Raw genomic sequence first — 25832 nt, 5'->3', positions numbered from 1 at the left:
TTTTCATATCTGCTTTTACATATCGAACGACTGTCCACGTTCGTTAGTTTTGTTTAAATTTTGCGGTTCTATACCATACAGCTTTAGACCATCACCTAGAACGAGATCATCTACACGCTTTTCAAAACGAGTAAAGAAATCGTTCAGTCTTTGGAAGACTGGTGGTTCATCTAACAGTTTGGCCATGTTGTTTAATGTTTTACTTAGACCGTTCACAAGATTGAACTTTTGTTGACGGTCCAAAGACAAGCTGTTCGATGTATCTAAAAGGGTGGTGAGGCTTTCTTGAACCTTTTGATAGTTTTGATCATTGGTCACATTACTGACAATCAAATGCACTACTTTGTTTTTGATCTTCAATGTATCCAGATTCAATTGATCAAATGCAATGGTCCTATCAGTAAGATTTTCTCTAAATGTTTTGAGATTCTGCCACTCTGGATGTGCAGCCTCTAAATCAGATAAAACTTTCATGATTGACGCACGGTATTCGCTATCAGACGCACTAATCACAAAAAGTTCAGGATACGACCGCTTCTTAGAAACTTCTTCCTGAGCTTTATTGAGCTTATCTTCAGCGACAGCAATTGAACCCTCAACATCGGCATTACTAATACCAGCTTCATGAATTAACTTTCTAGCTTTATACATTTCTGCTGAATGAAGCCAAAAAGCGGTAAAGATAGCTGACTTAGCGTAGCTATGATGATCGATACCTTGCTGAAGGTTTTGTTCGGGAATGGTCGAACGATCCACACTCTGCAATTTAACTGTATCTTTGTTGATGTCCTTGGATACATCAATATGTACTTTGGTATTTTGCATGCTATCCATACTTGGGTTTGTGCTAGTGGTTGGTTCTTTGGCACCCATTTTCTCGAATTCAATATCACCGGCTTTAATCTTTTGATGGCCATCTGCAGTAGCTACAACTTTCAAAACATCATTTTGAACTTTGGTGACATCAATTTCAGAAAGGATCTCCATATAAGACTTAATGCCCTCAAGAGTCATGACGGGCGAAGATACAGGTGCCGTAGCGGTTGGAGTTGATTTATCATCAAATGCTTTATCAAATGACGGCGGTTGGTACTTTGGTTTTGCATAGGATTTCGTGCTACCTGTACCAGCTGGTCCATCATAGTTAGCTTTTGATAGATCTTGTTTACGCTTTTCAATATTTGCGTTGTAATTTTCAATATTTGCTTGGTTTTTAGCTCGTATGTTCTGCAATTCCAGATATTTTTCATCTGATTGTGCAATCACAATGCCGTAATTCGGTTGGTATTCTTTATTAGGGAACTTGGCTGCATAAGCTTCGCGTTGACGGTTGTAGCGGTTAATTGCATACGCAACTTCAGGGATCTTGTTGTCTATACGTTTGACGGCGTTATTTAGTTCTTTTGCCAACTCTGCAGCTAAACGTTCAACACCTAAATATTGACGAGCATCATCCCAATCAGAAACAGATAATTTATTTTGGAAAACTGGGGGTAGGGTGATACGTGTATTTTCATGTTTGCTCACATCACCTAACACACCACTTAATGAAAAGTTGTGACAAGCTTCTTGTAAGCCAGGATTCAAACCAGACTCAAGCGTTTGGCCAGCATCGTTATCATAACCAACAAATATATTGGCTTCAGGATTGATGCTGCGGATAAGCTCAGCAACACTTGAGATATTGGATTTACTGTATGACGCTAAAACTTGTGTGTTTTCTGCAGTAAAACCCTCACCCAATAAACCAAGCTCTAAACCAGCATCCAACGCCTTACGTGCGCTGATCGCTGTTGCCCAACCCTCCTTGATCAAATAGTTCTTTGCATTTGGGTTAAAGACTTCATAGCCAACATCAGGATTTTTGCTAACAGGCAAGAATGCATCTTTCGTTTTGGCTTTATCAAAAAAGTACTTGCCCTTATGCAGTACTTCTTCAAGCTTGTTGGTTTCTTTGTTGCGCTTTTTTTGGCGATGGTGGGTGATACGCTGTAAATTGACGACTTTGTTATTGGTGTCAATTAACGGTGCAAGAATGACAGCTCTGCTTTTACGTAAATCAAAGCCTTTTTTCTTTTCGCCCTCAAGCTCAGGTTCAAAGTTGATAAAATGCTTTTGATACGCTAATACATTCTCTACTGTTTCAACGAGAAGCTGTTGATTGGTGGCTGATTCAGGAAGTTCACGCTTTACTGCTTCAATGGCTTCATCACGGGTAAAGTTATCTTTACGCATGATTTTAGCGCCGTATGGCTCTAGGTTCTTTTCAACCATATACGGCATTTGTCGAATGTCGCGTTTAAAGGTCTGAATGCTTCCAGTTTTATTATTAAAAAATGAATCGTCAATAACTTTACCAGCACGTTGCCACTCAATACGGATAGCGATTTGTGCAGCTAAGAGCTCTTTTTCTTGTTGAAGTAGATGCTTCTTTTGAGCTTCTTCAAACTCACGTACACGGCGATCAACATCTTCTTTGCTTGGTGGTTTGTAGTTAGGGTTTGAATCTCGTTGAGGCTTGATTACGTTCTTATAGTGGTCAGCAAAAGCAATTGAGATTTCAATGTCAGTTACACCAAAGCGGTGTCCTTTGAGCACTGGCCAGTATTCACCAGTATCACGGTTCATGTTTGGATAGATCCAATACATCCCTCGTGGTTTGACATTGTTGCTACTTGATTTACTAGGGTTATCTGATTCGGTGAGGCAAGGCACTTTTTCATCAAATACGGTCACGAATTGATATTTACCAGATGACTTGAATACGAATCCGTAGTTTCGCTCCAGTTCTTCTTGGAAAAACTGAAACATCGTATTTAAATCACAATTATGTCGGGCGCTCGGTACTTTCTCAGCCATAACAATTCCAATTTCTAATATATATTCAGGTGCAATGTGCTACCCAGGTTGCATAGGACTATTAATCATATGCTTAAGAAAATTTATACTTTTAGTATATACCGATTCTAAAAACATTTCTGTTTAATCTTTAATATAAGCTATGTCTAATAAAGGTTTAAAGAAAAATTAAAAGTTTTAATTTATTATTTTAATAAAAAAGATTTAAGCCCTCAATGTTATAATTTACAGACAATAAATAGGTTATGAGTGACCACTTATTTAGGGTTAAATTACTTTTATTAATTTGAGGTTTATATGTCAAAACAGTTTTTTTCGGGTTCTGTTGTAATCAATGGCAACGCCAATGTATACAGTTCAGGTTCAAACCATCAAATCGTTGGAAGTGGAAAACGAGTGACTAAGCAAGTACCTGTAAGCCCATTTAACGAAATCTGTATGAAAGGTCCAATGAGTCTGAAGTTTTTTGCTTCAAGTGATTCTAAAATGGAAATTACTGCAGACGATAATATTGTGGATCTTATTAGTGCTACTTTTCAGGGTGGTGTATTGGTTTTAGCTATTCAGGACAATGTGAGTTTTAGTACTCGTTCACCGTTAGAAGTATCGATCACTTACCCAACTTTAAAAGCTATTGATTTAAAAGGTTCAGGCAATATCCAGATCTTAAATCTAAATGAAGATAAATTTACCGCAAGTATTAGTGGATCTGGAAATATGGATTTAGACGGTACCATTGAACACTGTGTCTTATCTTTGAAAGGATCAGGCAATTTTGATGCGTTACCACTGAAAAGCACCAATTTAGAAGTGGCGCTATCTGGTTCAGGCAATATCTTTTGTACAGCTATCAATTCAGCTCAAGTACAGCTTTCAGGCTCAGGCAACGTTAAAGTTTATGGAAACCCAATCCATAAGACACAAAACCGAACTGGTTCAGGACAAATTAGTTTTAAATAGGTCGATAAACCTAGTTGTAAGACACTAAACCGAACTAGATCAGGAAACATTTGTCTTAAGTAGATCGATAAACCTAGTTCAATGAAAGTTTAGAGAAAAATAAACCCCAAAAGTTTGCTACCTTTGGGGGTCTATGTTTGACATTCAAATTATCGAAATAAAAATATTATTAATGAAGTTTTCGGACCATTCAGGATCGTTCGATTTACTCAAAATATCTTTGAGCCAAACCTTTAATGTTTCAATTGGATAATCTGCATTTTTGTATAAGTTAATCACGGTGATAATCTGTTGATTCAGTGCTGTTGTTGAATCATTACGTGCGATCATTTCTACAAGTTTTGTGTAGGCCTGAAGGAGTTCTGGTTCTTCAGCTCCAGTGACTTTACGGGGTTGCTTGCTAATCTGGCCAAGAATCTCAATAAATTGTTCTTTGACCAGCTCAATCGGGTGGATCTGACTAAATCCCTGTTGAGTCAGTAAGGCGTATGCGCGTAAAACCAAGCTAAACCAATTCTTTTTGGTCATGCTATCAGGATAGAGGCCTATATCATCCAACTGTTGTTTGATGCCAAAGAATAGGGCACTGATAGAGTAGTTCGGGTTAACCGTGCTTTGAATTGCAGTCGTCCACACGGCATTTTGCATTTTATGACGTATAACATCACGCGTGTAATCAACGCCGTATAAACATTTAAAATCGTTCCAGTCACTTAGATCTAGCTGTTCTTCAGTAAATTCAGGTCCAATCATGGCTGCGTTTACAGCTCGGCATGCTTCTGTTGCGTAATAGATACCGGGATTGCGCTTTATTTTGCTTTCTAATGCTGTTTTATGGTCATTATCATTGAAAATATAGAAGCGTGAAAACGGGAATTCGGCACGGAAATCACGTACTACATTCATGATGTTGCCAGCCACGTACACGACAATGACTGGAATAGAGTATTGAATTGATTCTGCAATTGCTTCACCAGTGGCGTAGCCCTCACAAAAGATTATCCGATCTTGGTTCCATGCATCCAATGGATCTTTATATAAGATTTTGAAAGCGCCGTTTGCAAGTACACCACGTAATGTAAACTTATCTTCACCACGCTTGTTTTTGTGTTCAGCGATGGTCTGAAGGAAAATGATTTGATTTTTGAGGTTTTGCCCCTCAACTAAAAGCTTGTTCTGACGTAGCGACTGTTGATCTAGATCTGGTTGCAGATCAATAATACGGTTCAGAATAATGGTGTTGTTCTTGTGTTGAGGGTAGTACTGGCTGACATAATCAATCAGCTCATTTTTAGTGAAGTTGCTTGGATTGTACAATCTAGCATGACTGAAGCTAATCTGCTTTTTCACATTGTAGTTGTGTGGACGGTTTGGCAAGGGTAGGCTTCTGGCCCATTCAAAACCCGTATAGATTTGAGCCAATATCTCTTGGTCTTTTTTGTTCTTCTCAGCACTTTTGCATGAGTTTAAGAAGCGTTTAAGATCTTCTTCTTGCTGTTCCTTGGTATATACGGTGTCACCAGGTTGCAGATCCATTTCTTGAATGTATTCATACAAGCTGTAAGTGAAGTTTGCACCGCCAGCATGAAACCAACCATAAGACATACGTGCGTTATCTAGATCTACGAGATACCAGGCCGTTTTTTTCTTATTTTTTGTGGCGTCATTGTGGTGATTGGTTCTGAGGTAAATACGTTTAGAGCTTCGTTCAAGCTGAAAGTCACTCTCACGATCAAATACAATGCCCTCATTTTCAAGATGCGATCTAAATATTTTAGATAGCGTACCAATATCGATACCATACTTGATCATGAGGGGGTTCATAAATAAAGAAACTCACTTATAAATATTTTATAACCAGCGGTTGAGCGACTACATATTTTGATGGGTTGTTAGTTTGCAACGTGATTTCATGAGCGTAATGCCATGCCTTAGTGATACGGTTTAGGATGACACTTTCAAGGTCGTCTTCTAAGAATTCGTAAAGATTAAATCGCACGTTGTTTAAGATCAGTTTTTTATAACCTTTCACAAGGGTATTTAAAAAATTCTGGGATTGGTCCATAAAGGCGTTAACGTCAGCATCATAACTTATTGTTTTATTCACGACTGCATTATAAAAGTACTGCTCAGAATCAATTTTAATAATATGCATCTGCTCTAAGAATGACTCTAAATAAGCTGGATGCATATTTTTACTTAAAAACTTACAGATCCGCTTATTCTTGTTGTCGTTAAAATAGATGTATTTAGAGGTTAGCTCAGCATTAATCACTGTGACATATTCGCCGTCCACACGAAACTTCACGGTATTATTGTTGGTGAACTGCAGCATTAATTCTGTGAAGATATAGCTATCTAACGTTTTTTCATGCTTAAACGTCTGCTTGTCCAAGAAATAACTGTTGTACTGAAGATCTGCAACATTGGCATAGCTTTGAACGAATTGAGCGATGTCATTGTGCATGTTTTGGGTGTCGAGATCCGATACTTCAGTTGAAACCGATTGAAAGGCACTATTTTTATAAAGATGCCCCAATAATTCTGTTTGATTGTAGTTTTTAGGTTTAACTTTCAAGCCAACAGTAAACTCGTCTTGCTCATAATTCCCTTTAATTAGATTGCTTAAATAACTTTCAGCTTCTTGAAAAGATACGTTTCCAAGGTTGTCTAAAAATGATTTTAAGGAAGTGCCATCTAATCGTACTGCAACATGAGATATAAATGATGGATCGAACTCGAAACGCATAATACTTCATTGATTGAAATGGGTATTAAAATTATATAACAGGTTTAAGGAAAAAAGAATGAAAACCTTTAAGTATTATTACCATAAAAGTAATTTTGAATTGATTTAATAAGTTTAGTTTCGGTTTCTTGAGTATATAAACTACCTGAAATTAGTTTTAAGCCAGTATCAGTTTTAAGCCAATGTAGTGTATTAAAATGGTCATTAGCGATATGGCTACTCTTGTGCATGCGCGACACAAAACCAGTGTTCAGACCAGTATCAAACAGGCGTGGACAACTTGGTGCGTGGACATGATAGAGGACTTCACGGCGTTGATTGCTAGAGGGTGATTTACCTACGCCACGGCGTACTGGCATACCTTTGTGCTTTCTATAACTATTGAGAAATGAATCAATCGTATCGTTATACGTGGGTTGCATCAGGTAGCCACGGTGATTGTAGATGTCAGTTTTAGGATGAATAGAGAAATTAAATAAGCTAAGCATTTTACCAAGTAAGATTAATAGCTCAGGACTACCTTTAAGGTTGGTACCAATCAAACTATCTTTAATGGTTTTAATAGTATCCGTGCGATACTCTAAAACCACATAGTCTCCCCAATTAGAGGTTAAGCTTAAAGGATCTTCATCAGATATGTTGGCTTCAGTATCTTCATAGCAAAACACGATGATCAGTACTTTAACGTTGTTTCCGTTAAACAAAACTTCGTTTTGATGCGCGAAAAAACCATATAAAGGTTTGTCGTTGTGTCCTAGACCTGGTGTATGAATAAAGTTGGTCCACTGAAAGTAGTAATTCAGCAAATGACCATCGACATAGCGACCGTTTTCATCATTCAATAGGGTGCGATATACATCATTTTCAAGCTTTAGCACGGGTTGGCTGTACCGCCAAGCGCTCAACGCTGCAGTCGTAAATGCAAAGTCATAAAAGTTAAACTCAGGGTTCATATTTTTATAGAACAATGCATAAGGCTGTAACACACTTTCCCATACCTGTAATGGGATAAAGATGTTGGAACCCCACTTAGGAATCTCCGCAAAATAACCAGTGCCATAGGTATGATTTACGTTATCCCAAAACAGGCGTTCTAGCTGTTTATAGTCTGGAATGTCTTCGCTTTTAACCAATGATGCTGTACATAATGCTAACTTTTTCTCCAGTGCCAATAATTGACTGACAGGAGGGTATAAGCGACCAGCTTTTTGCGTAAAAACTTCCGCATTCAACTTTGATATAACATCAGCAAAGATTGAATCTTTCACTATACTGGTCTTCCATAAAAGGTGTGTGAGGGTGGCTAATTAGTATAAGGCATTCTAACAAGTTGTATGTATTCTATAAGGCGTAAAACTCTAAAAAGTTGATAATATATATCAGTTTTTAAAGCATTCACATTTCATACATAATTCTAACCTTGCTCAAATATAACATCATATTGTTTGCGATTTCTAAACAACAGTTTAACTAATCTGCAATATATCAGGGTAGAGCTGAGTATAGGGCTTAATCATTACTTTTGTTCAGCATGAGATAATAGTTTGTGGAATTTCCGTGAATATGATTAAAAAAGCTTTAAAACTTATTAGAGATCGGTTATATTACGAATCAAGGGATATTACCCTATTTAATAAACTATTAGACTGAGATTGTTCTAATAGTTTTTTTTTGCCCTTTTTTTGACATTTCCTGTTTTTTCTTCTATAGCTTCTGCTATATTTCTCCATATTTTACTCTATTTTTCGTTATTTTGATTAATTTTTGATCAATGTTAAAAGCTTAAATAATCAACAACTTAGCCATTTATACCCACTACTATCCACAAAAACCTGTGCATAAAAAAACCAAATATTAAATCCCAAAATGGAATTTCTTCAATTTTAAGCTATAATTATGCTCATAGTTTTAATCATTGTAGTGGACTTAGTTATGAGCCATGTAGACCAAATAGAAACGATTAAAATTACTAACCGCGAAATCGGAATATTGCCTAACAATGTGCCAGTAGTAGATCAGTTTTTGAATAACTACCGCACACATAAAGCATCAACGACTCATTCAGTGGCTAGTAATTCACCTTTAATGAACATTACCAATTCAATGCATGTGCATCGAGTAGAAGATTCCCCCTATACTCAACCTATTCGTAAACTTCATTAGAAATAAAAAAAGCAGCGATTTCGCTGCTTTTTTATTGCCTATTGCATTTCTTTAGTGCTGATCCATATAGCTTTGAGTGAGCTTCTTACGCTCGTAATTCTCTTTGAGCTGTATGCCAATACCAATAATTATTATAGGTAAAATGGCTAGGGCAAAAAGAATGCAGATCGAATCAAAAATTGGCCTGGGCATATGAGCGCATTATTGCGGATTCGCATTGGTTAATTCCTCCAGTGTTGGTGGTTTTGTGGCGACTGGTTCATTTGCTGGTGCTTCAGGTGACACTTCTGGTACTTCAGGTGATACTTCTGGTGTTGAACTTGGTTCTTGTTGTGGATCTAACTTGTCTTCATAAGACTCTTGTGGAAGGCTATTGCTTGCAACAAAGTTATCTAGAATATCCTGAGCCTTATATGCCTTATTGCATTCGTCATTTGAGGCGTACATTTCTTTTTGTACGCTATCGTCTAAATACTTTTCTCGGCCATCACTAACATCATCGCTGTAATAACCAGCTTTCTTAGCAGAATCTATATAAATGGAATAACAAATATTTAAAACATTACTACGCTCGTAATCATGTTTGTAATACCAGTCAATACTACGTTCCTTTGCATCAGTTTTCGTATCTTCAAGGTATTGATCTAAGCGTTTCTCTTGTGGCGTAGACGAACACCCGATGATTAACAATGAGGTGCTTAAAACTATAAGTTTTTTAATCATGGTTTTAGCTTAAAACAAACGATACCTTTATAGTACAACATTAATTCGTTAAATAATATTTTTGGAATTTTAATTTGTGACGGTTAAACAGTGCATTTTCAAACAATTAAGCCATTTTTTCCCATAATTTTAGATAAATATTGTTGTCTTTTTTCGCGTAGATTATTGAAAACAGGAAGTAATTTAACCACTTGAAATGTTCATCCAACTAAAGATTAAGAAATAAGCCCTTAAAAGTGTTTGTTTATCAACCCTTAAACCTATTTAAACATTTTAAAATTGTATATACTTAAACCATTACTAGATTAACTTCAGTAATTATTACTAAAGAAAGTTAAAAATTGGATGAATTTTAATGAGTAGTTTGTTCATAGTAGAGTCACCCGGAAAGGTCGAAAAAATTCAACATATCTTGGATGACCTGTATCCGCACGAATTCGTTGTACGCGCTTCAGTTGGCCATGTATGTGATTTACCTAATCATGAGATCGGTTTCTCATATCCAGCCTTTGTTCCTAAATACGAAATATCTCAAAATAAAACACGCGTTGTTCAAGAATTAAGACAGGCTGCTAAAAATGCAGATACGGTTTTCCTCGCAACTGACTTGGACCGTGAAGGTGAAGCCATTGCATATCACTTAAAACGTATCCTGAACTTATCTGACGATCAGTATATTCGCGTCAAATATAACGCTATTGATAAAACTACGATCGCTAATGCACTTCAAAATGGTGAAGAGCTGGATCAAGGTATGGTGGCATCTCAAGAAACACGCCGTTTCCTTGACCGTATGATCGGTTTTTACTTGTATGAGCCAATTTCAAATATTTTAAAAGGCAAATTTCCTGTTGGCCGTGTTCAATCTGCCGTACTCGTTGTGCTTGGTGATTTAGAAGATCTACTGAAAAACTTCAAATCACATGAACATTACAACCTTGAAGTAACTCTAAAACAAGGTTGGGCTGCGAAATGGGATTTTTCTAAGTGGCTTAATCCTGAAATGAAGGATGTGCACAATAACCAGTGGTTAGATAAAGCTTCAATTACCCGTCTACAAAGCGAAATTGATAAAAAAGACTTAACCATTACCAGTGTTGAAACTAAGCCATCTTTCCGTAGTGCTCCAGCGCCGTTTATTACTGTTGATCTGCAAGCTGCAGCTGCAGCGCGTCTTGGTTTGGATCTAAAACAAACTATGGATGCAGCGCAAAAGTTATATGAAGGTGGTTATATCACTTACCATCGTACTGATGCTGCCGTAATTTCGCCTGAGGGCATGCAAGCTCTAGAAGCTTTTGGTGAGAGAGAGGGCATTGCGATTATCGGCAATAAAGCCAAATCTCGCGATGGTGCTCAAGAAGCACATGAATGTATTCGTCCTAGTGACTTCTTTACCTTTGAAGCTGGTGAGGACAAAGTTCAAAAGGATCTATACCGTCTAATCTGGTTGCGTACTGTTGCATCGCAAATGGCTCCAGCTGAATACGAAGTTAAATCCGTTGTAGGTGTCTATAAAGATGTCACGCTCAATGTAGATGGTGAAAGCATTACTAAAGATGCTGAATTCAAAGCTTCTAGCCGTATCTTAAAGGAAGATGGTTGGTTGGGTTTATTAAAGACCTACAGTATTGATGAAAATGCACTTGAATACGTGGACGGTGAAGAAGATTCAGAAAAAGAACCTGAACATACGCTACCTATGGATATTGAGGTCGGTCAAAACCACAATGTTATTGCTGGTAAAGTTATCGCGACCAAAACCAAACCACGTTCACGCTACACCGTACCATCATTGGTCAAATTACTTGAGAAAAAAGGAATTGGTCGTCCTAGTACTTATCAATCAATCTTTGAACGTTTAATCAAGCACGGCTATATCAAGCTTGTTAAAAAGAAAATTGAAGTTACACCGCATGGATTGACCTTGATTCAAAACATTAGAGGTAAGTTTAGTTTTGCAGATCCGCTTTACACCAAAGAAATTGAAGAAACACTGGATCTAATCGCTACTGGTGATGCCGATTACAAACAAGAACTCCAAAAGTTCCATTTAGGGATTGAAAGTGAATTAGGACAGTTCTCAAAACATTGGCTTGATTCATTCCCTATCTACAAATGTAATAACTGTGATGACGGACGCATGTTGCCGAAAATCGGTACCAATCGCGACAAAACAACATCGGTCTACTGGTCATGTAATTCATGCAAAAGTTCAGCGCCAAACAGAAATGTTGATGGTAAAGATGAACCGGGTAAGCCAACTGTACGTGAGCCAACTGCTCATTTATGTTTATGTGGCAAATCACTGACTCAGGTTACAACTGATAAATCTGTATTTTTTGAGTGCTCTCAACGTGCGTTCGTAGATGGCACCTGTAAAGAAACATACCGTTCTACAAATGACGAAAGCGGTAACTTGGTTCCTGATTTTGACGAATATCGCCGTAACCATACATACAAATGTCAGCTTGAAGGGTGTGGCGGTTGGTTGCGTGAGTTAAAAGGTATTTCAACTTCTTCAGGTAAGCCGTATCACTTCTTTTCTTGTGAAAAATCCAATCCAAACCTGAAAGGCAAAAAATGTAAGTCGGGTCCATTAGAGGTGTTCCCTGATGGTAGTCCTAACTACGAGCCAAGATTCCAAGTGACCAAAACAGAGTATCCATGTATCTGTAAAAAGCCTCTTGTACATACCAAGTACCGCAAAGAACCTGGTGTTTACGAAGAGCGATACAGTTGTGAAGCTGCATCATGTAAACGTTATTTCGACATATTGCCAGATGGATCACCAGATACCCAACTTACAAAATCTCGCACTGGCAACGAAGCCAAGTGTTTTGAGTGTGGCCAGACCATGATTCAGTCTGCATTTAATTTACGTGGTGAACGTAAGTATAAATGGGATTGCTTTAGCTGTGGTGCAAGTGGATACGACAACAACGGTGAGCCAGTTCAACGTGGCAAAAAGAAAGCCAAGTCTAAATCGACCTCTACAAAAGCTAAATCAAGTAAATAATTGAATAGGTGAATAAATGAGTAATCACGAACCAGATGATATGGACAACATCGGGAAGGAAGCTGAAGAAGCGATCAAAATCCAACCCGATGATGAACATGTAAGTGAGCCTGAACAGCCAGCCAAGACAGCAAAGAAGGGCAAAAAAGTAAACATTGATGAAAACTTTTTTGCTAAGCATAAAAAGCTAATCTTGATTGGCGGTGGTGTTCTTTTCTTTTTGTTATTTGCTGTGGTTATTTTTGGCAATCAAAACATCGAAGTTGAACGTCCACAACAAAGCGATGTTGAACTTGAAGCTCGACTGCAGAGTGAAGTTGCAAGACGAGTAAAAGAAGAAAGTATGAAATTGGCTGCTCAGCGCAATAAAATTATCGACCGTATTAGTCGTAACTTTGACTGTAACGCACCACAAGTATTCTGTCATGCACAAGATACGTCAGAACCGTATTCAACTGTCGTTTCTAGTTTGCAGAACTTCCAATTTCAGCCAGATACGCCGTATGAAGTTTACATTGAAGTCTACCCCTTGAAAGTGGATGCCCAAAACCCACAAACAAGTCAGCGTAAAGGAAGTGTTTGTAGCGCGAACAACGTGCACCTTTTCTTATGCCAAAAAATCGTAATGAAAAATCCTGCGCTTATGGCCAATCAGATCCGCGAACTATATGCGCTACTAACGCCGTCTATGACTTATCGCTTGCAGATCAGCAGTCGTCCAATTACGCCAAGTGACATCGATCTGACATTGATTACTACCGAACTGGACAAAATGAATGCCGATTCTGCAACTGCTAGTGAACCTGAATTGGAGTGTGTACCGCCAGATCCTAAAAAAGATCCTGTTGCGTACAACTTATACGAAACAGGGGGCATGTCTTGTCAAGACATCATGAAGGACTTAGCTGCACGTAAGACAACTGCTCCAGCTGGTCAACCTGGTCAAGCTCAACAAAGTGGTGGTGAACAACCACAACATCCTGATGCATTTGGTACGCCAGTAGCAACACATTAAACATACTAATAAGAAACGGATTGATTTTGGTTAATCCGCTATTAATTGGCTTTTGGTTGAGAATACTAATTTAAGCATCTGTTTATCAAATAGATCTTAAAAAAATGAAACAATAAAATGCAGATTTATTCTGCATTTTTTAATTTTCACATTACAATAGTTTAAATTCGCAACTTTTAAGCAACCGGGTACGCTATGAACAACCCAACCAAAATTCAAGATCTGCAAGTGGCAGATTTGCCGTCCACGTTTAAGCTGAAGAAAAAACATAAAGAAGAAGTTTTTCTGAAGTACAAAGAGTTGAATGAGGCACTATTCAAAGTAGGGTACATTCCAGTGACGTTCTCAGACTTTGTGCATGCACTTATAGAAACTGGCGTAAAGGGATTTTCTGTCGAAGAATATGTCAACGCTCAATTAAACTCTTAATTTTAGAACTCTAATTATTTTTTTGATGTCAAAAAAAATGGACCACATTCGTAATCCATTCCTTTATTTTCTTTAACGATTAACTTTCTATTTTGGTACCACACTGAGGGCAAAACAGCATATTGTCCTGAAGTGGTTCACCACATTTCACACAAAACATATTCTTTTTCGGTTTGATGATCACTGGTACTTGATCTGATAGATCCTGACTGTGTGTTTCAGGGTTATTCATCAATCCAAGATGTGTACCATGTGTTCTTGGTGAGTTTTTATTGATTGCGCTATTCATCTGGTTCATAGATGACATGCGGTTAATATCTACTTCAGACGTTGGGGCAACCACAATGCTTTGGCTTTTGGCAAAGTCGGCTAAATGCTCTTTCAGTACAACAGCATCATCAGTACAAGCAGTCATGCTCAAGATCGCACGGTTTTGATATTTACCGAAGGTCGTTGTGCTAATTTCAGCGTACCAGACACGTAACGTCATGGTTTCAACATTGATGACTTCTTTTTGTGATTTCACGCTGTCGTCAAGGTAACGGCCAAAGTTCATTTGAGACAATTGATAGCTACCTTTAGCCTCAACCCATATTAGTTTTGATACAAAGTCAAAACGGCTCCATAGGTAATTACCGTGCTCAAAACAAAACTTCCCTAAGATCCACATCGATACACCAAAGAAACCATAAGTGAAGTCGCTAAAATCCAGATAGCTTCCGTTATATAGACCTTTGGCAAAAATAGTCATTAATACGACTGAAGCAATAAAACTTAACAATCCAAAACTATTGAGGATGGCTAACCAGCGATACTTTTCTTCTTTGAAGCATGAGCTCAATGTCATATCACGAAGGGTATTGATTGGCACTGGTTGAGTTTCTTCTAAGATCTCACCCTCAAAAGCACCGTTTTTACTGCGAGAGTTGATAACTGGCAACTGGCGTGAATAGATTCTGTTAGGAATAGCACTTTCCCAATTCTTTTGTAGATGGCGTTCAAGTTCATCAAACAATTGCATTGGTTGGCAATTCATACTCAAACTATCCTGAACGACTCCAGCACTGGCTTGTGGTGGCTGTTTTACCATTTGAGCAATCACGGCCAAGAAGAATATCGCAATCGCAATCAGCGCTGCAATTAACGTAAAAATTGCTTTATCCATGCTTGGCAACCAAATAGGTGCAACTGCATGTTGGGTAAGGATAGGAACCAATACAGGTCCAAGAATGGCGACTAAAACCAAACCAATGACTTTAGATAAACCAATTTCTTGTGCACCTGAGTTCGGATTAGCCATAGGACGCAATAAAACAATCAAAATAATGGCGTTGTAAACAATCCCAAGCCAAGCACCTGTATTGGGTGATGCACCCACATACGCGATTAGAGCACTCACTAAGGTAATCAGAAAAACAATCGCATTTTGAAATTGAGCTTCTGCAGCGTTACGGATGAATAATGGCGAAAAAATAAGATTAGGGAACAGTGAATATAGAATCCCGTTCACTGAGCCTTTTGGTTCTTCATAAATCAAAGCGCTTTGGCGTAGGATCTCTTTAATATCGGTTGCACCAGGATAAGCACCAGTTTCTTGAATGGATAACTCCTGTGCAAGTCCGGCTGGTTGATCACGACCAAAGTAGAACTTTAGGTTTGATAAGCCTGTGGTCAGCAGTAGAGCGCCATAACTGAACATTGCTAGACCAACTATAAGCGGTGGTAGTGCAACAAATACACCGTTACTGAATAGACCTTTTGCACTGAAAATTAAGCTTAGGCCAGCCAGCATAAAAACGATGGCACCGATCACTTTAAAAATGTTTTCTATTCGGTAGGGATTAGGGAATTCAAACCGCTTATCTTGCGAGTTATATTCATATGCCATTTTTAATACTCCTTAACGCATTTATCTAATTACGTTTTAACTGGTTAATTATAACTAAGTCGTGGGGTATAAAGTTTTTTTAGTTAAAATGAATCACTGTTTTAGTTAAGTTTTAATAAGGGAATTTAAAAAGTATTTTAAAGGCGCATTAAAAAAGGGGATAACGAATCCCCTTTAAAGATGTACCAAGCTTATGTGCTGTTATTTGTTTTGATCTGCTTGTTTTTGAGCATCTGCAGCTGCAGCGTTCAGCATAGAAGACATATCATTTTGCTCGTCCTCTTTTGGTGGATTTTGTTCTGCAGTTTTTTGATGTGCATCAAAATCGTGGCCCTCAACTTTTGAAGGTTTTTCATTATCGACATAAGCTTCACGCGCTGCTTGTAGGTCTGCAGATGGATCTACTTTGTCAATTTGTTCATCTGGTTGAATAGGTTTTGATTGAGATGTTGATTCTTCTTTTTTACTACAACCAACTAAAACCAAACCTACAGATAATAAGCCAGTTAATAATAGAGTTTTGAATGACATTTAATCGCCTCCAGCGAAACATAAGCAAAGGTATAGTCACATATACTTATAATGTATATACCAAAATTTAACTAAAACTAGTCCGTTGTATAACGTGACCTTTATAAAAACGGTTTAAGTATATACCAATTGCAAATTTTCTTGTTATCGGCTGAAAGCTAATAGAATAGGGTATCGCTTAACGACACTATATAATGGCAAAAAAAAACCACCTTTTACGGTGGTTTCACTAGTTTTAAAGATTAAATCTCTTTAAGGTCTAGATTTTGTTCGCAATAACTACGTACAGCTTCTTTATCTGAAGGATCTAAACCCTTTTCAATCATTTCTTCACGTAACCATTTAATTACTTGACCGCGACCAGCCCAACGTAAGCTGTTGTTTTCACGGTGAACCCATTCATGCGTAAGCTTACGTTTTTGACGTCTTACAGGCTCAACTTTTGTGGTATCAATGTGGTTGTTTTTTAGATATTCACTAAGTGTATGGATGTCCACAACACCATCGGCAGTAATTTTTTCTGAAATGATTGCATTAATGGCACTAACAGCATCGTGAAAAGCTTTATTTTCTTTAACGACTAGTTGTTGTTGAAGTTCTTCAATATAATTCTGAAGTTCAACAGGTGACATTTGAGCAACATTTTCTGGTTTTGATACATTTAACATGTCATTAGTTCCAGTATTGCGAGTTAAGTTGTTCATGATTAAACCTTTAGAAATATATTTGAAAATTAATTCAAAATATCTCTTACGACAAAACCATTTTTACACATTTACATTATTAAAATCAATTAGAGTTAATCGTATTTATACCTAAATATACCTTGAAATGGTTTTTCTTATAACTTTTATGTCTGGAATTTCCTTAAACCTAATGACAGGAATGCCAGCACTCTTCAAAAGCTCGTCACGCCTTTTATCTTTATCCTGGGTATATTTATGATAATGCCCATCAAGCTCAATAGATAATATAGGATTGTAGTCTTCATCAACAATCAAATAGTCCACGTAAAGCCTAGAAAACTGATTTCGGGTACTTATGTTTTGCGTGGTCATAAAAGCACTCATGCTTACTTGCACCAAAATGTTGCGTGATGGAATGACCTGTTCTAGTGCATCAAGCATTGTAATCTCGTCTTTTGTAAGGACTTTTTTAGATACAAGCTCCTGATTCTTTTGAGGCTTACGATAGCCTTTTTTTGAATTCTTTTTGGCTTTAGTTTTAGGTTTGCGAAATACGCCACATAAAGCAAAAACGAACTTATACACTATATAAAACAATAATGAATAAATTATAGACTTTAACAAAAAGGAATTTAAAATCGTTTCCATAAACCTAATACACAACAAATTTTAAAGGGTGCTTAAACTTCTTAAACATATTAGATAGTTTTAACGGTGATTGATACGAATTAACTAAAAATGTTTAAGGACTATTAGTGATGCAATGTTAAAAATAGTATAATCTTGTAAAGACAGCTTAGAAGCAGTTTTAAAAGTAAAACTGGTTCTCACAAATAACACCGACTATTTCACTGGAAAAGTTTAAAATGGTATTTAATAAACGTACTTTAGCTTTACTGATTGGTACAATCTCGCTATCAGCACACCTCTATGCCAACAACACAACCGTTAAAGTCTCACAAACTCCAATTGTATCATCTTCACCAATTCCCTTAGTTAAAGCGAATGCAATTGAACAATATTATATCAATGTTAAACATCGCTTTAATGGTGCGGAATTTGAACAACCGCCTCGTAAAATTAAGAGCATTAAACTTAACTTGAATGTTATTAATAACGGGGAAGTGGTTTTAACGGCGCACGAAGCTGATAAATCCAAGCTGGAAGACTATTTACAGCAAAACCCTAAAAACTCGGAACTATTGGCCAGTTACGTTGCTCGTATGATCAATTACAACCACGGCTATACGGTTCCTGAAAACAAGGGTAAATACAGCAAGTATGCAAGTACGACTGTATATGAAGCTCTTCTTGATGAATTGAACTATAACTTCGCAACTACGCCAGTAGGATCAGTAGATAGCTATGCAAGCCAACAACAGCTTGAATCTGCTTATCTATACATCCTTTCTCGTTTAGATCCACAAGAAAAAGCGGTGTTTTGGCAATTTGTGAACACATACAAAGTAGGGGATAAGATTGAGATCCCTGAAGGTACTGTTATAGCAGATGTCTTGAACACTTATAAAATCCAATTGAATTTTAAAGCGCCTTAATCACTAAACAAGTAAGGAATATTTTCGAGTAGCTGAAAAGGAAAGTCATTTCAAATATCAGGTTATGTAGGGAAAAAAATTACTGTTTGTGGTACTGGTGTTTTATCCAATCATAAAGGAAAGTTTCAAATTAAAATTGCCGACCTACGTTCTTTGACTTTTAGATAGATGTTATTCAGGTTGGGATTCCGTAATTATTAAGCCTTTTCCTTTTTGCATTAAAAAAGCCTACATTGTAGGCTTTTAGCTTTTTTAGATCTGTATTACTGAATTAAGTCGTCAACGGCTTCACCAAGGTAGGTTGGATCGTATTGCTTATACAAATAGTTTTCCAGAATTGGTAAATCTGGTGCTAAAACCATTCGCGTAATTTTAGGACGATCTTCTTCAAGGTTAAGCTTCACATGTACGGCGAAGAAATCAATGTTGTTCGTGATGAAGTCATATTCTTTACGACCAGCACTTTTGAGTTGATCAACCATACGCGAAAAGAAGCGGTTATTCGTAATAGAGCAATTCAAGAACTCTAACGCATCTTTTTCAGTAACATTAATTTCAATAATGTTATTGAGGAAGGCTAGCTCTGGTTTAATTAAGTTGCCGTTACGGTCTGCAGTTAGACATTTTGTAGAAAAGGTACCAATACCAGCCATACGACCATCATATTTCACAAAACCGTGCTCTTCAGATGCAACTAAGTTTGACGCATGAACGTATAGAGTAGGGTGGTGCTTTGTATTCCACTCTAAATCAATAACGTCAGTTTCATTTTCTACATAGAGAGTTTGTAAAAGGGATCTATTGAGGTTGGTATAGAGGACTTGATCAAGCTCTAATACTTTGCGGCGATATAGCTCAGCGAAGGCAATACCGTACTGAGATAAGATATTACATGTTGTATTGAAGCTATTGCAGTAAATCGCACGGTTATCGTTACCGCCGTCTCGATCCTCACTGACCACAATTACATGGTTCCCTAAAACACCATTGATTTTATAAACCACAATTGAGCCTAATGCGAAGTTTTGGGTAAGTAGTTCTTCACCCTCAAATCGTACTGCCGTGCAGTTTTTAATATTTTCTGCGCTTAAAGGATAATTACCCGGTGTGATGGACCACAATGTTGAGACTGGTACAAATAGAGGCTCAATAGAACTACTTAAGTCAACTCGACCAATCGTGATGATGCTTGTGCCGTTAAAACTATCGCCCTTGTGTTCTGCAACGGCTGATGTTCCGATCGTACCTGGTATTTGTGCGTTCTCTGAAGCGCTATTATTTGGTACAACTGATTCTGTCATGAAACAACTCACTAAAAGTTTTATCTTTGTTTAAAAATACCACATGATAAATAGTATTAAAACTTATACCACTATTATAAGATGATCTTTAAGATTCATAAAGGTATATTTATGCTAAACCATAAAACCCAAGTTTGTTTTTTTAATAACCTGATTGGACGTTTTTATAAAAACCATTTGATCATAGATGTTAAACCTTTAAACCTAGATTTTATTTTAGATGTTATTGAATTCCCGACATCAATTGAAGGTTTCAAAAAAGCACCTAAAGTATCAAAAATTAAAATACCTTTTACGCAACTTGCTCAGGATCTTCAGCCACAAAATTACCTAGATTTAGTCCAATCTGATGCCAAAAATCTGTATCTGCAGATTGGGCAAGAAAGACGTTATATTCACGGCGAACAAACTAATTTTTCATATGCTACATCGGTGTTTCAGCAGATCGGTGATGATGAAGTGCTCCAGCTTGAGGCTTTGAACTATGCACTGAAGCTCCAAAGCATTACTAATGGTATTCAGCAACATACAACAGCGATTGAGACATATATCGAGCTAAAGCCTTTACGATATGCGTTTAGCTTAGATACGTTCATAAGTGCAACTGCAGATCTAGATCAACCTTTCGATACTCGTGAAGCGCTTTCTGGCCATATCGTTAACCATTGGGAAAAATGGGTTAAAGCAAACAATATCACCAGTGAAAGTTCTTATGATGCGGTGCTAATAAATACCGATAAATTAATACTGGTTCGAGTCGGTATTCACTCATTCTCAGTGAAGATTACAGACCTTGAAGTGGCTGACGGCGTTATCTATGCTTCTCTTTGTGATTTAGAGCTCTTACAGGTGCTTCTACCAACGTTCTTTGATGGTATACCTTGCCGTATTACTGCATATGCCGATATGAACATTCAATATGCTGTATCGCAATATAAGACTTGGCTATCAAGTCAAAACCTGAAGAAGATCCAGTACGTTCGCAAACAAGGTATTGAGAAGTACTTGCGTAAAAAATTAGAAGATGAAAGTGACTTAATCGGTAACGCGCAACTTGCCAAAACCTTAATGAATACCAGCTATACAGAACAAACAGTCTCGTTTTTTTCTGACGCTTGGGGATTATCGTACGCAAACCATTTTGAGAAGAAAATTCGTCATGCTTTTGATCTGGTCATACAGGCTTTGGATCATGAAGGGATCTCATTAGAGCAGCTGCAGTTCATCAATAGCCTAACAAAAGGGGCAATTGAGAATGCTATTAACGAGATGCTGAACAAGACTGGTTCACCGTTAAACGTGGTACCAACACTCACTCAAGAATTACTGTTAATTTGCGATGAATTCAATGCCAAAAAACTCAACATATCAAGTGAGCTCTTAGATGCAATCACTCAGTTTGCAGAACAATATGCAGTATCACCACTGTTGGCCATTAAGCGTGATAGCGCCGTGTATTTGCTGTATGAACCATTAGATGCCGATAATCAGTTAATTGATTATGAATGGTTTTCTACTGCGGTATATACCAAAAATCAGTTTGTGCCTGAAGCAGATGAACAACATAAAACAAATGTAGCGGATCTTCTTAAATCGGTTGAAGTACTGCATGTATTCAAGCCGAATATCCTGTCGTGGACCAATGGCAAGGTATTTGAAACGCCAGAAGAAAAGAAAAATGCTTTTATGTTATGTCTCACACCTGAAGCATTTGAAAATCAAATAGAATTCTTAAGCACGAAGAACGCAATACCAGGATATTTTAAAAACCTGATTACATCCTTAGGTGGTTTAAATTCAGTGGCCACGGAACAAGATAAATACGGTGTATTTTTGATTGAGTCGATCGCTAAAAATTTGACTGGTTTTGCATATCAAGGACAACTCTTTCCTATCGATCAAAATGCCCAAATTGACTTAGATCAATGCTCAAATTTAACGCTTAATTCTAAACTACTACCAAAAAACTACCTGACCTTTAAAAGACTAATGAGATTAAGCGATAGTTTAACGAATGGCGTTAAATAGGTTTAAGGAATATTATTATTTTTACTTTAAGTTTAAATAGTGGTTTTTTAAATGCACAAAAATAAAGTATTATAGTTTCAAACTTAAAACCCTTTTTAAAGTTATATAGAGAATACTGAATGAAACTATTAAAAACTGCGATGGTGGGTATCCTTGGTACTGTATTAGCGCATACAGCTTTCGCATTTGAGGATGAAACTATCCCAACACCGAACTTTAAGGAAGCGTATGTAGGACTTTTAACGCCATCTAAAAGCTTTAATGTTGTTGCTGGTGGTCTTAGACCTGAGATTAGCGAATACAAACTGTCTGATAGCTATTTTGAAAACAATTCAAATCAGCGTTATAAAGCGACAGCTCACCTTTACCAGCAAATGAATACTCAGCAACGTGCGATGTATATATTGCTTCAACATACAGCGTACTTAAACGATATTTTCTATCCTCAACGTAATCCGCTGACCAATCCGAACGTATCTGACGAACAATTAAATGTAGAGCCGGTACTTAAAAAGCTCCAGTCATTCCGTACTGATAATGGCCTGGTTGAAAAAGTTGTAGACCGTGAAACGATGCTCCAAGCATTAAAAGCACATTATGACTATTACATGCGTGACCAATTCACCGTGCGTTTTTATGGCAAAAACCAAAATACCTTTACCTATGGCATTGATAACTTTTCAGGTTTAAAAATTCGTTCGGTAGAAGGGAATATTCGCATTGTCGATCGCAAAACAGGTACATTGTTGGGTGATTCAATGATTAAGTTAAACCACTGGATTCCATCTAACCGTGCCAAAGAGCGCCGTACTATTGATTTGCCGTCTACCATGCCTGAGTGGAAGGACGTAGACATTAAAGATCTTGCAATCAAATTCCAACCAACTGCAATCACTACCATGCAGGGTAAACGCATTGATATTAATAAGATCTATGCGTACAACACTGAAAAATTCAATTTTTAATGCATAAAGCGGTCTATCTCGACCGCTATTTTTTTTGCTTATGTACAATTATTAACCGTAGCCTAAGCAAAAGTTATAAGTTACTTTTCCCACGAATCAAACTAAGGTTGAACCTATGAAAAAAGCTCTCCTATCAATTGCCACTGTAATCATGGTCGGGGATGCTCAGAAGTGCCGAATGATATGTCACATATCGATGTTTTTTCTTCCGATCGCTACCTATCAACTGCACATCAATTTAATAAGCTTGTTGATGATACGTTTAAGTATCCGTATTCTAAAATACCGTTTTTTCTAGTGACGAAAGGGTGGAGTGTTAGTGGTCCAAAAGAGCCAGTATCGCAAATTGTGTATAGTTGCTTAACTTCTAATGAAGTGGAATTAGTGACAAAAATTAAGCCACTCATGCCCGAAGTGACCTACATCAAAACACCTGAAAATCAGGTGAAAAATTGCATCATTAAACATTCAAATGACTCAATTAATGCTGATGCATTGAATGACCTTAAAGCTTTCCCTTTATTCCAAAAATATGCAGACAACCCATTTTTACGTAAGACCGTGGATGCTGCGAAAGCAGATGGCAAAATCTCAGTAAAAGAATATATGGATATTGTGCAAATTGTCATAAAATTAATTGGGGCTGACAAACAGGTTCAGCTAGAGAAAACTATCCAAGAGCTTTAAGTATTCATATGTCGGAAAATCTATCCATGCATAGCATGACGAACGAAGAATTGATTCAAGAATGGCTTGATAGCCTGAAGCTTGAAAACAAATCCGACATGACGATTAATGAATACAAAAAGTGCATACTTTTGATGTTGGAAATGCCTTTTTTTAAAGGCAAACATCTCTTGGATCTCAACCGTGAATATATCTCTTTATTTCGCTTACACCGGGCAGATGTGGATGCTGTTTCCGCACGAACACTGAATAAAAACTTATCTGGCATCAAAAATTTTCTGAGCTATTGCTTGCGAAGAAAATACATACTGGAAAACTTCTTTACTGATATTCAGGTGAAGTACAAAAATAATTCCTTACCGCGACCAATCGCCGTGGACACATTGAATGAGATCCTTGATAACAAGGCTCCATTAAATCCTAAATACAACAACCAAAAATTAAGAGATCTAGCAGCTGCAGAAATTGCATATTCTGGCGGTTTACGTATCTCTGAATTACATGCCATCAAACTAAGTGATATCAACCTCAGTGCTATGCAACTAAAGGTATTGGGTAAAGGAAATAATGAACGGATTGTTTTTTTAGGAAAAAAATCACTAGAGGCTATTTCTACTTGGCTTTTAGTTCGTAATCGTTGGATTTCAAAAGCTGGAGTAGAAGACTGCGGATATTTATTCATTGCACCATCTGGCAAACATATTGCGAAAAACCATTTAGGTGCATGCATTACAGCTCTGTTAAAGGCGCATGGTTCTGGAAATATTGGTAGTACTCATGCTTTGAGACATAGTTTTGCATCGCACTTGTATAACAAAACAAAAAATATTCGCGCCGTTCAGGAAATGCTAGGTCATAAATCACTATCTTCGACACAAGTATATATTCTTGTAGATCACGAAACGTTGATTAGTTCTTATAAAGATGCACATCCACGCGCTAGAGCGAACCAAGATTAATAATTTATTCGCTTCTTGTACTTCTAAAGATATATCGTAAACGATCGAAATAATTAACTTTTGATGGTGCCCGTAATGGCTAAGACTTTTGAACAAGTAAAAAAAGAATTTTTCAATACAAGGGTCATCACAAACAATCGACTACCTAAGCGTGGTGAAAGCCACAAAATTGCTGTGAAACTTGGTTTAATAGACCAAAAACAATCAACATATGTTAAAAAACAGAAACTTTCATATGTTGGCTTATCTGTAATTGAGTGTTTTGAAGAAGCTGGTTTAGATGATGTCTATATCAATGAAAAAATTGAAGAGTTTTCAGAGCTAAAAAACTATACTTCATTACATAAGGCATTAAGAATACTTGATGACGGCCACATGGCCCGTTTAGCAAAAAAATTAGAGGTTTCAGTCGATATGCTCAATGCGACATTGGCTGTGCTGAATAAAATATAAAAAACGGATTGAACCAACCCATGAATGCAAATGAGCTTTATGAAAAGTTACAGCAAATTGGTAAGCCACTGGTCCACGTAGAAAGCCTCGTATCTACAATGCAGTTGGAAATCCCTGTTGAGGAGATTGAAAAACACATTGAACTTTTCGGGGTTAATTTTTTACTGGTAGAAGTTGTTCGATATACCTTTGACGGTTTTCTATCTCCAGAGTACCAACACTATATAGACGAATTCATTGCAGAAAATGAACTGGATGAAGATGTCATTTTGAATATCAGAAATAAAACATCATCAGATATAGGCCTGGTTAATGTTGGCTTTAATCTAAATGGTTGCATCCTTGGCTTAACCCATACGGATGAATGGATGGAACATTTATTCCACTTGGTTAAGTTCATTACTGACAGTGAAAAACGCGAGAAAAGTAGGAACTTTTTGTCTGAACAAGACAAAATCAAGGAACAAAAAGTTTTAGAAAAACAAGCCAAAGAAAAAGAAAGGGAAGTGATGATTCAACAGGTAGAGGATCTCACCAATACCGATGATTTTAAATTATGCAAAACGAAGGGTGAAATATTGTTGTTTTGGGAAAAGAACATTCCTGACCTATACAAAACTCTATCCAGAACTTTTATGGAAACAATGTCTAAGAAATATATCTCTATATTGCGTGGCTCATGAAGTGATACGATATGAGGAAGAACAACGAGTAGTGCATAAATCAGCGTTCTTAGAGATGGATCCGTAAATTTGAACAACTCCTATAAGTGATATTCTGCTCCTCAAATGATGTTATAAACATCAATATATGGAGTATTTTATGGCACGTAGACCAAGAAGAAATCATTCAAATGATTTT

Annotated in this window: 21 protein-coding genes; 11 read left to right on the top strand and 10 right to left on the bottom strand. The window is 37.2% G+C overall.

What is annotated here, in order from left to right; all coding sequences use genetic code 11:
* Positions 1-15: 15 nt before the first annotated feature.
* A complete protein-coding gene (locus tag FTV08_RS12525; protein WP_005028493.1) occupies positions 16-2859 on the bottom strand; it encodes a hypothetical protein in 2844 nt (947 codons plus the stop codon).
* 297 nt (positions 2860-3156) lie between these two features.
* Here FTV08_RS12525 and FTV08_RS12520 point away from each other — a divergent pair, with 297 nt between their 5' ends.
* Positions 3157-3819, top strand: a complete 663-nt coding sequence (locus FTV08_RS12520) for a head GIN domain-containing protein (protein WP_044112290.1) — start codon at positions 3157-3159, stop codon at positions 3817-3819.
* Positions 3820-3963: 144 nt separating this feature from the next.
* Here the strand turns inward: FTV08_RS12520 and FTV08_RS12515 are convergent, their stop codons facing one another.
* From FTV08_RS12515 to FTV08_RS12500, 4 genes are all read right to left on the bottom strand, one after another.
* A complete protein-coding gene (locus tag FTV08_RS12515; RefSeq protein ID WP_227518626.1) occupies positions 3964-5631 on the bottom strand; it encodes a virulence-associated e family protein in 1668 nt (555 codons plus the stop codon).
* A gap of 28 nt (positions 5632-5659) precedes the next feature.
* Positions 5660-6568 carry a hypothetical protein gene (locus FTV08_RS12510; RefSeq protein ID WP_077170259.1) on the bottom strand — a complete coding sequence of 303 codons (909 nt, stop codon included), beginning with the start codon at positions 6566-6568 and terminating at the stop codon, positions 5660-5662.
* Between the two features lie 68 nt (positions 6569-6636).
* The gene (locus FTV08_RS12505) at positions 6637-7836 is read right to left on the bottom strand and encodes a hypothetical protein (RefSeq protein WP_005028487.1); all 1200 of its coding nucleotides are present in this window, start codon (positions 7834-7836) and stop codon (positions 6637-6639) included.
* A 1096-nt stretch (positions 7837-8932) separates the two neighbouring features.
* Complete coding sequence (locus tag FTV08_RS12500; RefSeq protein ID WP_078389065.1) at positions 8933-9454, bottom strand: hypothetical protein; 522 nt, start codon at positions 9452-9454, stop codon at positions 8933-8935.
* A gap of 355 nt (positions 9455-9809) precedes the next feature.
* On the opposite strand from FTV08_RS12500, the gene FTV08_RS12495 reads away from it, so the two are divergent.
* The 3 genes from FTV08_RS12495 (at position 9810) to FTV08_RS12485 (ending at position 13917) form a co-directional block, all read left to right on the top strand.
* A complete protein-coding gene (locus tag FTV08_RS12495) occupies positions 9810-12473 on the top strand; it encodes a type IA DNA topoisomerase (protein WP_148728177.1) in 2664 nt (887 codons plus the stop codon).
* A gap of 16 nt (positions 12474-12489) precedes the next feature.
* Positions 12490-13488, top strand: a complete 999-nt coding sequence (locus FTV08_RS12490) for a hypothetical protein (protein ID WP_148728178.1) — start codon at positions 12490-12492, stop codon at positions 13486-13488.
* Positions 13489-13683: 195 nt separating this feature from the next.
* Complete coding sequence (locus FTV08_RS12485; protein WP_005028471.1) at positions 13684-13917, top strand: hypothetical protein; 234 nt, start codon at positions 13684-13686, stop codon at positions 13915-13917.
* 79 nt (positions 13918-13996) lie between these two features.
* On the opposite strand, the gene FTV08_RS12480 is transcribed toward FTV08_RS12485, so the two are convergent.
* From FTV08_RS12480 to FTV08_RS12465, 4 genes are all read right to left on the bottom strand, one after another.
* The gene (locus FTV08_RS12480; protein ID WP_148728179.1) at positions 13997-15805 is read right to left on the bottom strand and encodes a zinc ribbon domain-containing protein; all 1809 of its coding nucleotides are present in this window, start codon (positions 15803-15805) and stop codon (positions 13997-13999) included.
* Between the two features lie 201 nt (positions 15806-16006).
* Positions 16007-16336 (bottom strand): hypothetical protein, encoded by a 330-nt coding sequence (locus tag FTV08_RS12475; protein ID WP_005006208.1) that lies wholly within the window; start codon positions 16334-16336, stop codon positions 16007-16009.
* Positions 16337-16578: 242 nt separating this feature from the next.
* Positions 16579-17040 (bottom strand): H-NS histone family protein, encoded by a 462-nt coding sequence (locus FTV08_RS12470; protein WP_038350047.1) that lies wholly within the window; start codon positions 17038-17040, stop codon positions 16579-16581.
* A 111-nt stretch (positions 17041-17151) separates the two neighbouring features.
* A complete protein-coding gene (locus tag FTV08_RS12465; protein WP_125274761.1) occupies positions 17152-17670 on the bottom strand; it encodes a DUF2726 domain-containing protein in 519 nt (172 codons plus the stop codon).
* Positions 17671-17888: 218 nt separating this feature from the next.
* Here FTV08_RS12465 and FTV08_RS12460 point away from each other — a divergent pair, with 218 nt between their 5' ends.
* A complete protein-coding gene (locus FTV08_RS12460; RefSeq protein ID WP_148728180.1) occupies positions 17889-18578 on the top strand; it encodes a hypothetical protein in 690 nt (229 codons plus the stop codon).
* A 263-nt stretch (positions 18579-18841) separates the two neighbouring features.
* Here the strand turns inward: FTV08_RS12460 and FTV08_RS12455 are convergent, their stop codons facing one another.
* Entirely contained in the window at positions 18842-19879 is a 1038-nt protein-coding gene (locus FTV08_RS12455) for a hypothetical protein (RefSeq protein WP_038350020.1), read from the bottom strand.
* Positions 19880-19990: 111 nt separating this feature from the next.
* Between FTV08_RS12455 and FTV08_RS16280 the strand changes: the two genes are divergently transcribed.
* From FTV08_RS16280 to FTV08_RS16275, 6 genes are all read left to right on the top strand, one after another.
* Positions 19991-21907, top strand: coding sequence for a hypothetical protein (locus FTV08_RS16280; protein ID WP_257221219.1), 1917 nt, complete (start codon positions 19991-19993; stop codon positions 21905-21907).
* Positions 21908-22026: 119 nt separating this feature from the next.
* Positions 22027-22872 carry a hypothetical protein gene (locus FTV08_RS12445; RefSeq protein ID WP_042893442.1) on the top strand — a complete coding sequence of 282 codons (846 nt, stop codon included), beginning with the start codon at positions 22027-22029 and terminating at the stop codon, positions 22870-22872.
* A gap of 183 nt (positions 22873-23055) precedes the next feature.
* A complete protein-coding gene (locus FTV08_RS12440; protein WP_228160833.1) occupies positions 23056-23559 on the top strand; it encodes a hypothetical protein in 504 nt (167 codons plus the stop codon).
* A 26-nt stretch (positions 23560-23585) separates the two neighbouring features.
* Complete coding sequence (locus FTV08_RS12435) at positions 23586-24518, top strand: tyrosine-type recombinase/integrase (RefSeq protein WP_114190198.1); 933 nt, start codon at positions 23586-23588, stop codon at positions 24516-24518.
* A gap of 75 nt (positions 24519-24593) precedes the next feature.
* On the top strand, positions 24594-24971 hold the full coding sequence (locus tag FTV08_RS12430) for a hypothetical protein (RefSeq protein ID WP_005006227.1): 378 nt from the start codon (positions 24594-24596) through the stop codon (positions 24969-24971).
* 20 nt (positions 24972-24991) lie between these two features.
* A complete protein-coding gene (locus tag FTV08_RS16275; RefSeq protein WP_227553516.1) occupies positions 24992-25654 on the top strand; it encodes a hypothetical protein in 663 nt (220 codons plus the stop codon).
* The last annotated feature ends 178 nt before the right edge of the window (positions 25655-25832 follow it).

The sequence above is a fragment of the Acinetobacter sp. YH12226 genome, assembly GCF_013417805.1.
GTDB lineage: Bacteria > Pseudomonadota > Gammaproteobacteria > Pseudomonadales > Moraxellaceae > Acinetobacter.
The sequence above is the reverse complement of the archived record's forward strand: the minus strand, read 5'-3'. Positions and strand labels throughout refer to the sequence as shown.

Bases quoted from the DNA above. Each gene is read 5' to 3' on its own strand.
- FTV08_RS12525 (WP_005028493.1), bottom strand. From the start codon at position 2,859: ATGGCTGAGAAAGTACCGAGCGCCCGACATAATTGTGATTTAAATACG.
- FTV08_RS12520 (WP_044112290.1), top strand. From the start codon at position 3,157: ATGTCAAAACAGTTTTTTTCGGGTTCTGTTGTAATCAATGGCAACGCC.
- FTV08_RS12515 (WP_227518626.1), bottom strand. From the start codon at position 5,631: ATGATCAAGTATGGTATCGATATTGGTACGCTATCTAAAATATTTAGA.
- FTV08_RS12510 (WP_077170259.1), bottom strand. From the start codon at position 6,568: ATGCGTTTCGAGTTCGATCCATCATTTATATCTCATGTTGCAGTACGA.
- FTV08_RS12500 (WP_078389065.1), bottom strand. From the start codon at position 9,454: ATGATTAAAAAACTTATAGTTTTAAGCACCTCATTGTTAATCATCGGG.
- FTV08_RS12495 (WP_148728177.1), top strand. From the start codon at position 9,810: ATGAGTAGTTTGTTCATAGTAGAGTCACCCGGAAAGGTCGAAAAAATT.
- FTV08_RS12490 (WP_148728178.1), top strand. From the start codon at position 12,490: ATGAGTAATCACGAACCAGATGATATGGACAACATCGGGAAGGAAGCT.
- FTV08_RS12485 (WP_005028471.1), top strand. From the start codon at position 13,684: ATGAACAACCCAACCAAAATTCAAGATCTGCAAGTGGCAGATTTGCCG.
- FTV08_RS12480 (WP_148728179.1), bottom strand. From the start codon at position 15,805: ATGGCATATGAATATAACTCGCAAGATAAGCGGTTTGAATTCCCTAAT.
- FTV08_RS12475 (WP_005006208.1), bottom strand. From the start codon at position 16,336: ATGTCATTCAAAACTCTATTATTAACTGGCTTATTATCTGTAGGTTTG.
- FTV08_RS12470 (WP_038350047.1), bottom strand. From the start codon at position 17,040: ATGAACAACTTAACTCGCAATACTGGAACTAATGACATGTTAAATGTA.
- FTV08_RS12465 (WP_125274761.1), bottom strand. From the start codon at position 17,670: ATGGAAACGATTTTAAATTCCTTTTTGTTAAAGTCTATAATTTATTCA.
- FTV08_RS12460 (WP_148728180.1), top strand. From the start codon at position 17,889: ATGGTATTTAATAAACGTACTTTAGCTTTACTGATTGGTACAATCTCG.
- FTV08_RS12455 (WP_038350020.1), bottom strand. From the start codon at position 19,879: ATGACAGAATCAGTTGTACCAAATAATAGCGCTTCAGAGAACGCACAA.
- FTV08_RS16280 (WP_257221219.1), top strand. From the start codon at position 19,991: ATGCTAAACCATAAAACCCAAGTTTGTTTTTTTAATAACCTGATTGGA.
- FTV08_RS12445 (WP_042893442.1), top strand. From the start codon at position 22,027: ATGAAACTATTAAAAACTGCGATGGTGGGTATCCTTGGTACTGTATTA.
- FTV08_RS12440 (WP_228160833.1), top strand. From the start codon at position 23,056: ATGTCACATATCGATGTTTTTTCTTCCGATCGCTACCTATCAACTGCA.
- FTV08_RS12435 (WP_114190198.1), top strand. From the start codon at position 23,586: ATGCATAGCATGACGAACGAAGAATTGATTCAAGAATGGCTTGATAGC.
- FTV08_RS12430 (WP_005006227.1), top strand. From the start codon at position 24,594: ATGGCTAAGACTTTTGAACAAGTAAAAAAAGAATTTTTCAATACAAGG.
- FTV08_RS16275 (WP_227553516.1), top strand. From the start codon at position 24,992: ATGAATGCAAATGAGCTTTATGAAAAGTTACAGCAAATTGGTAAGCCA.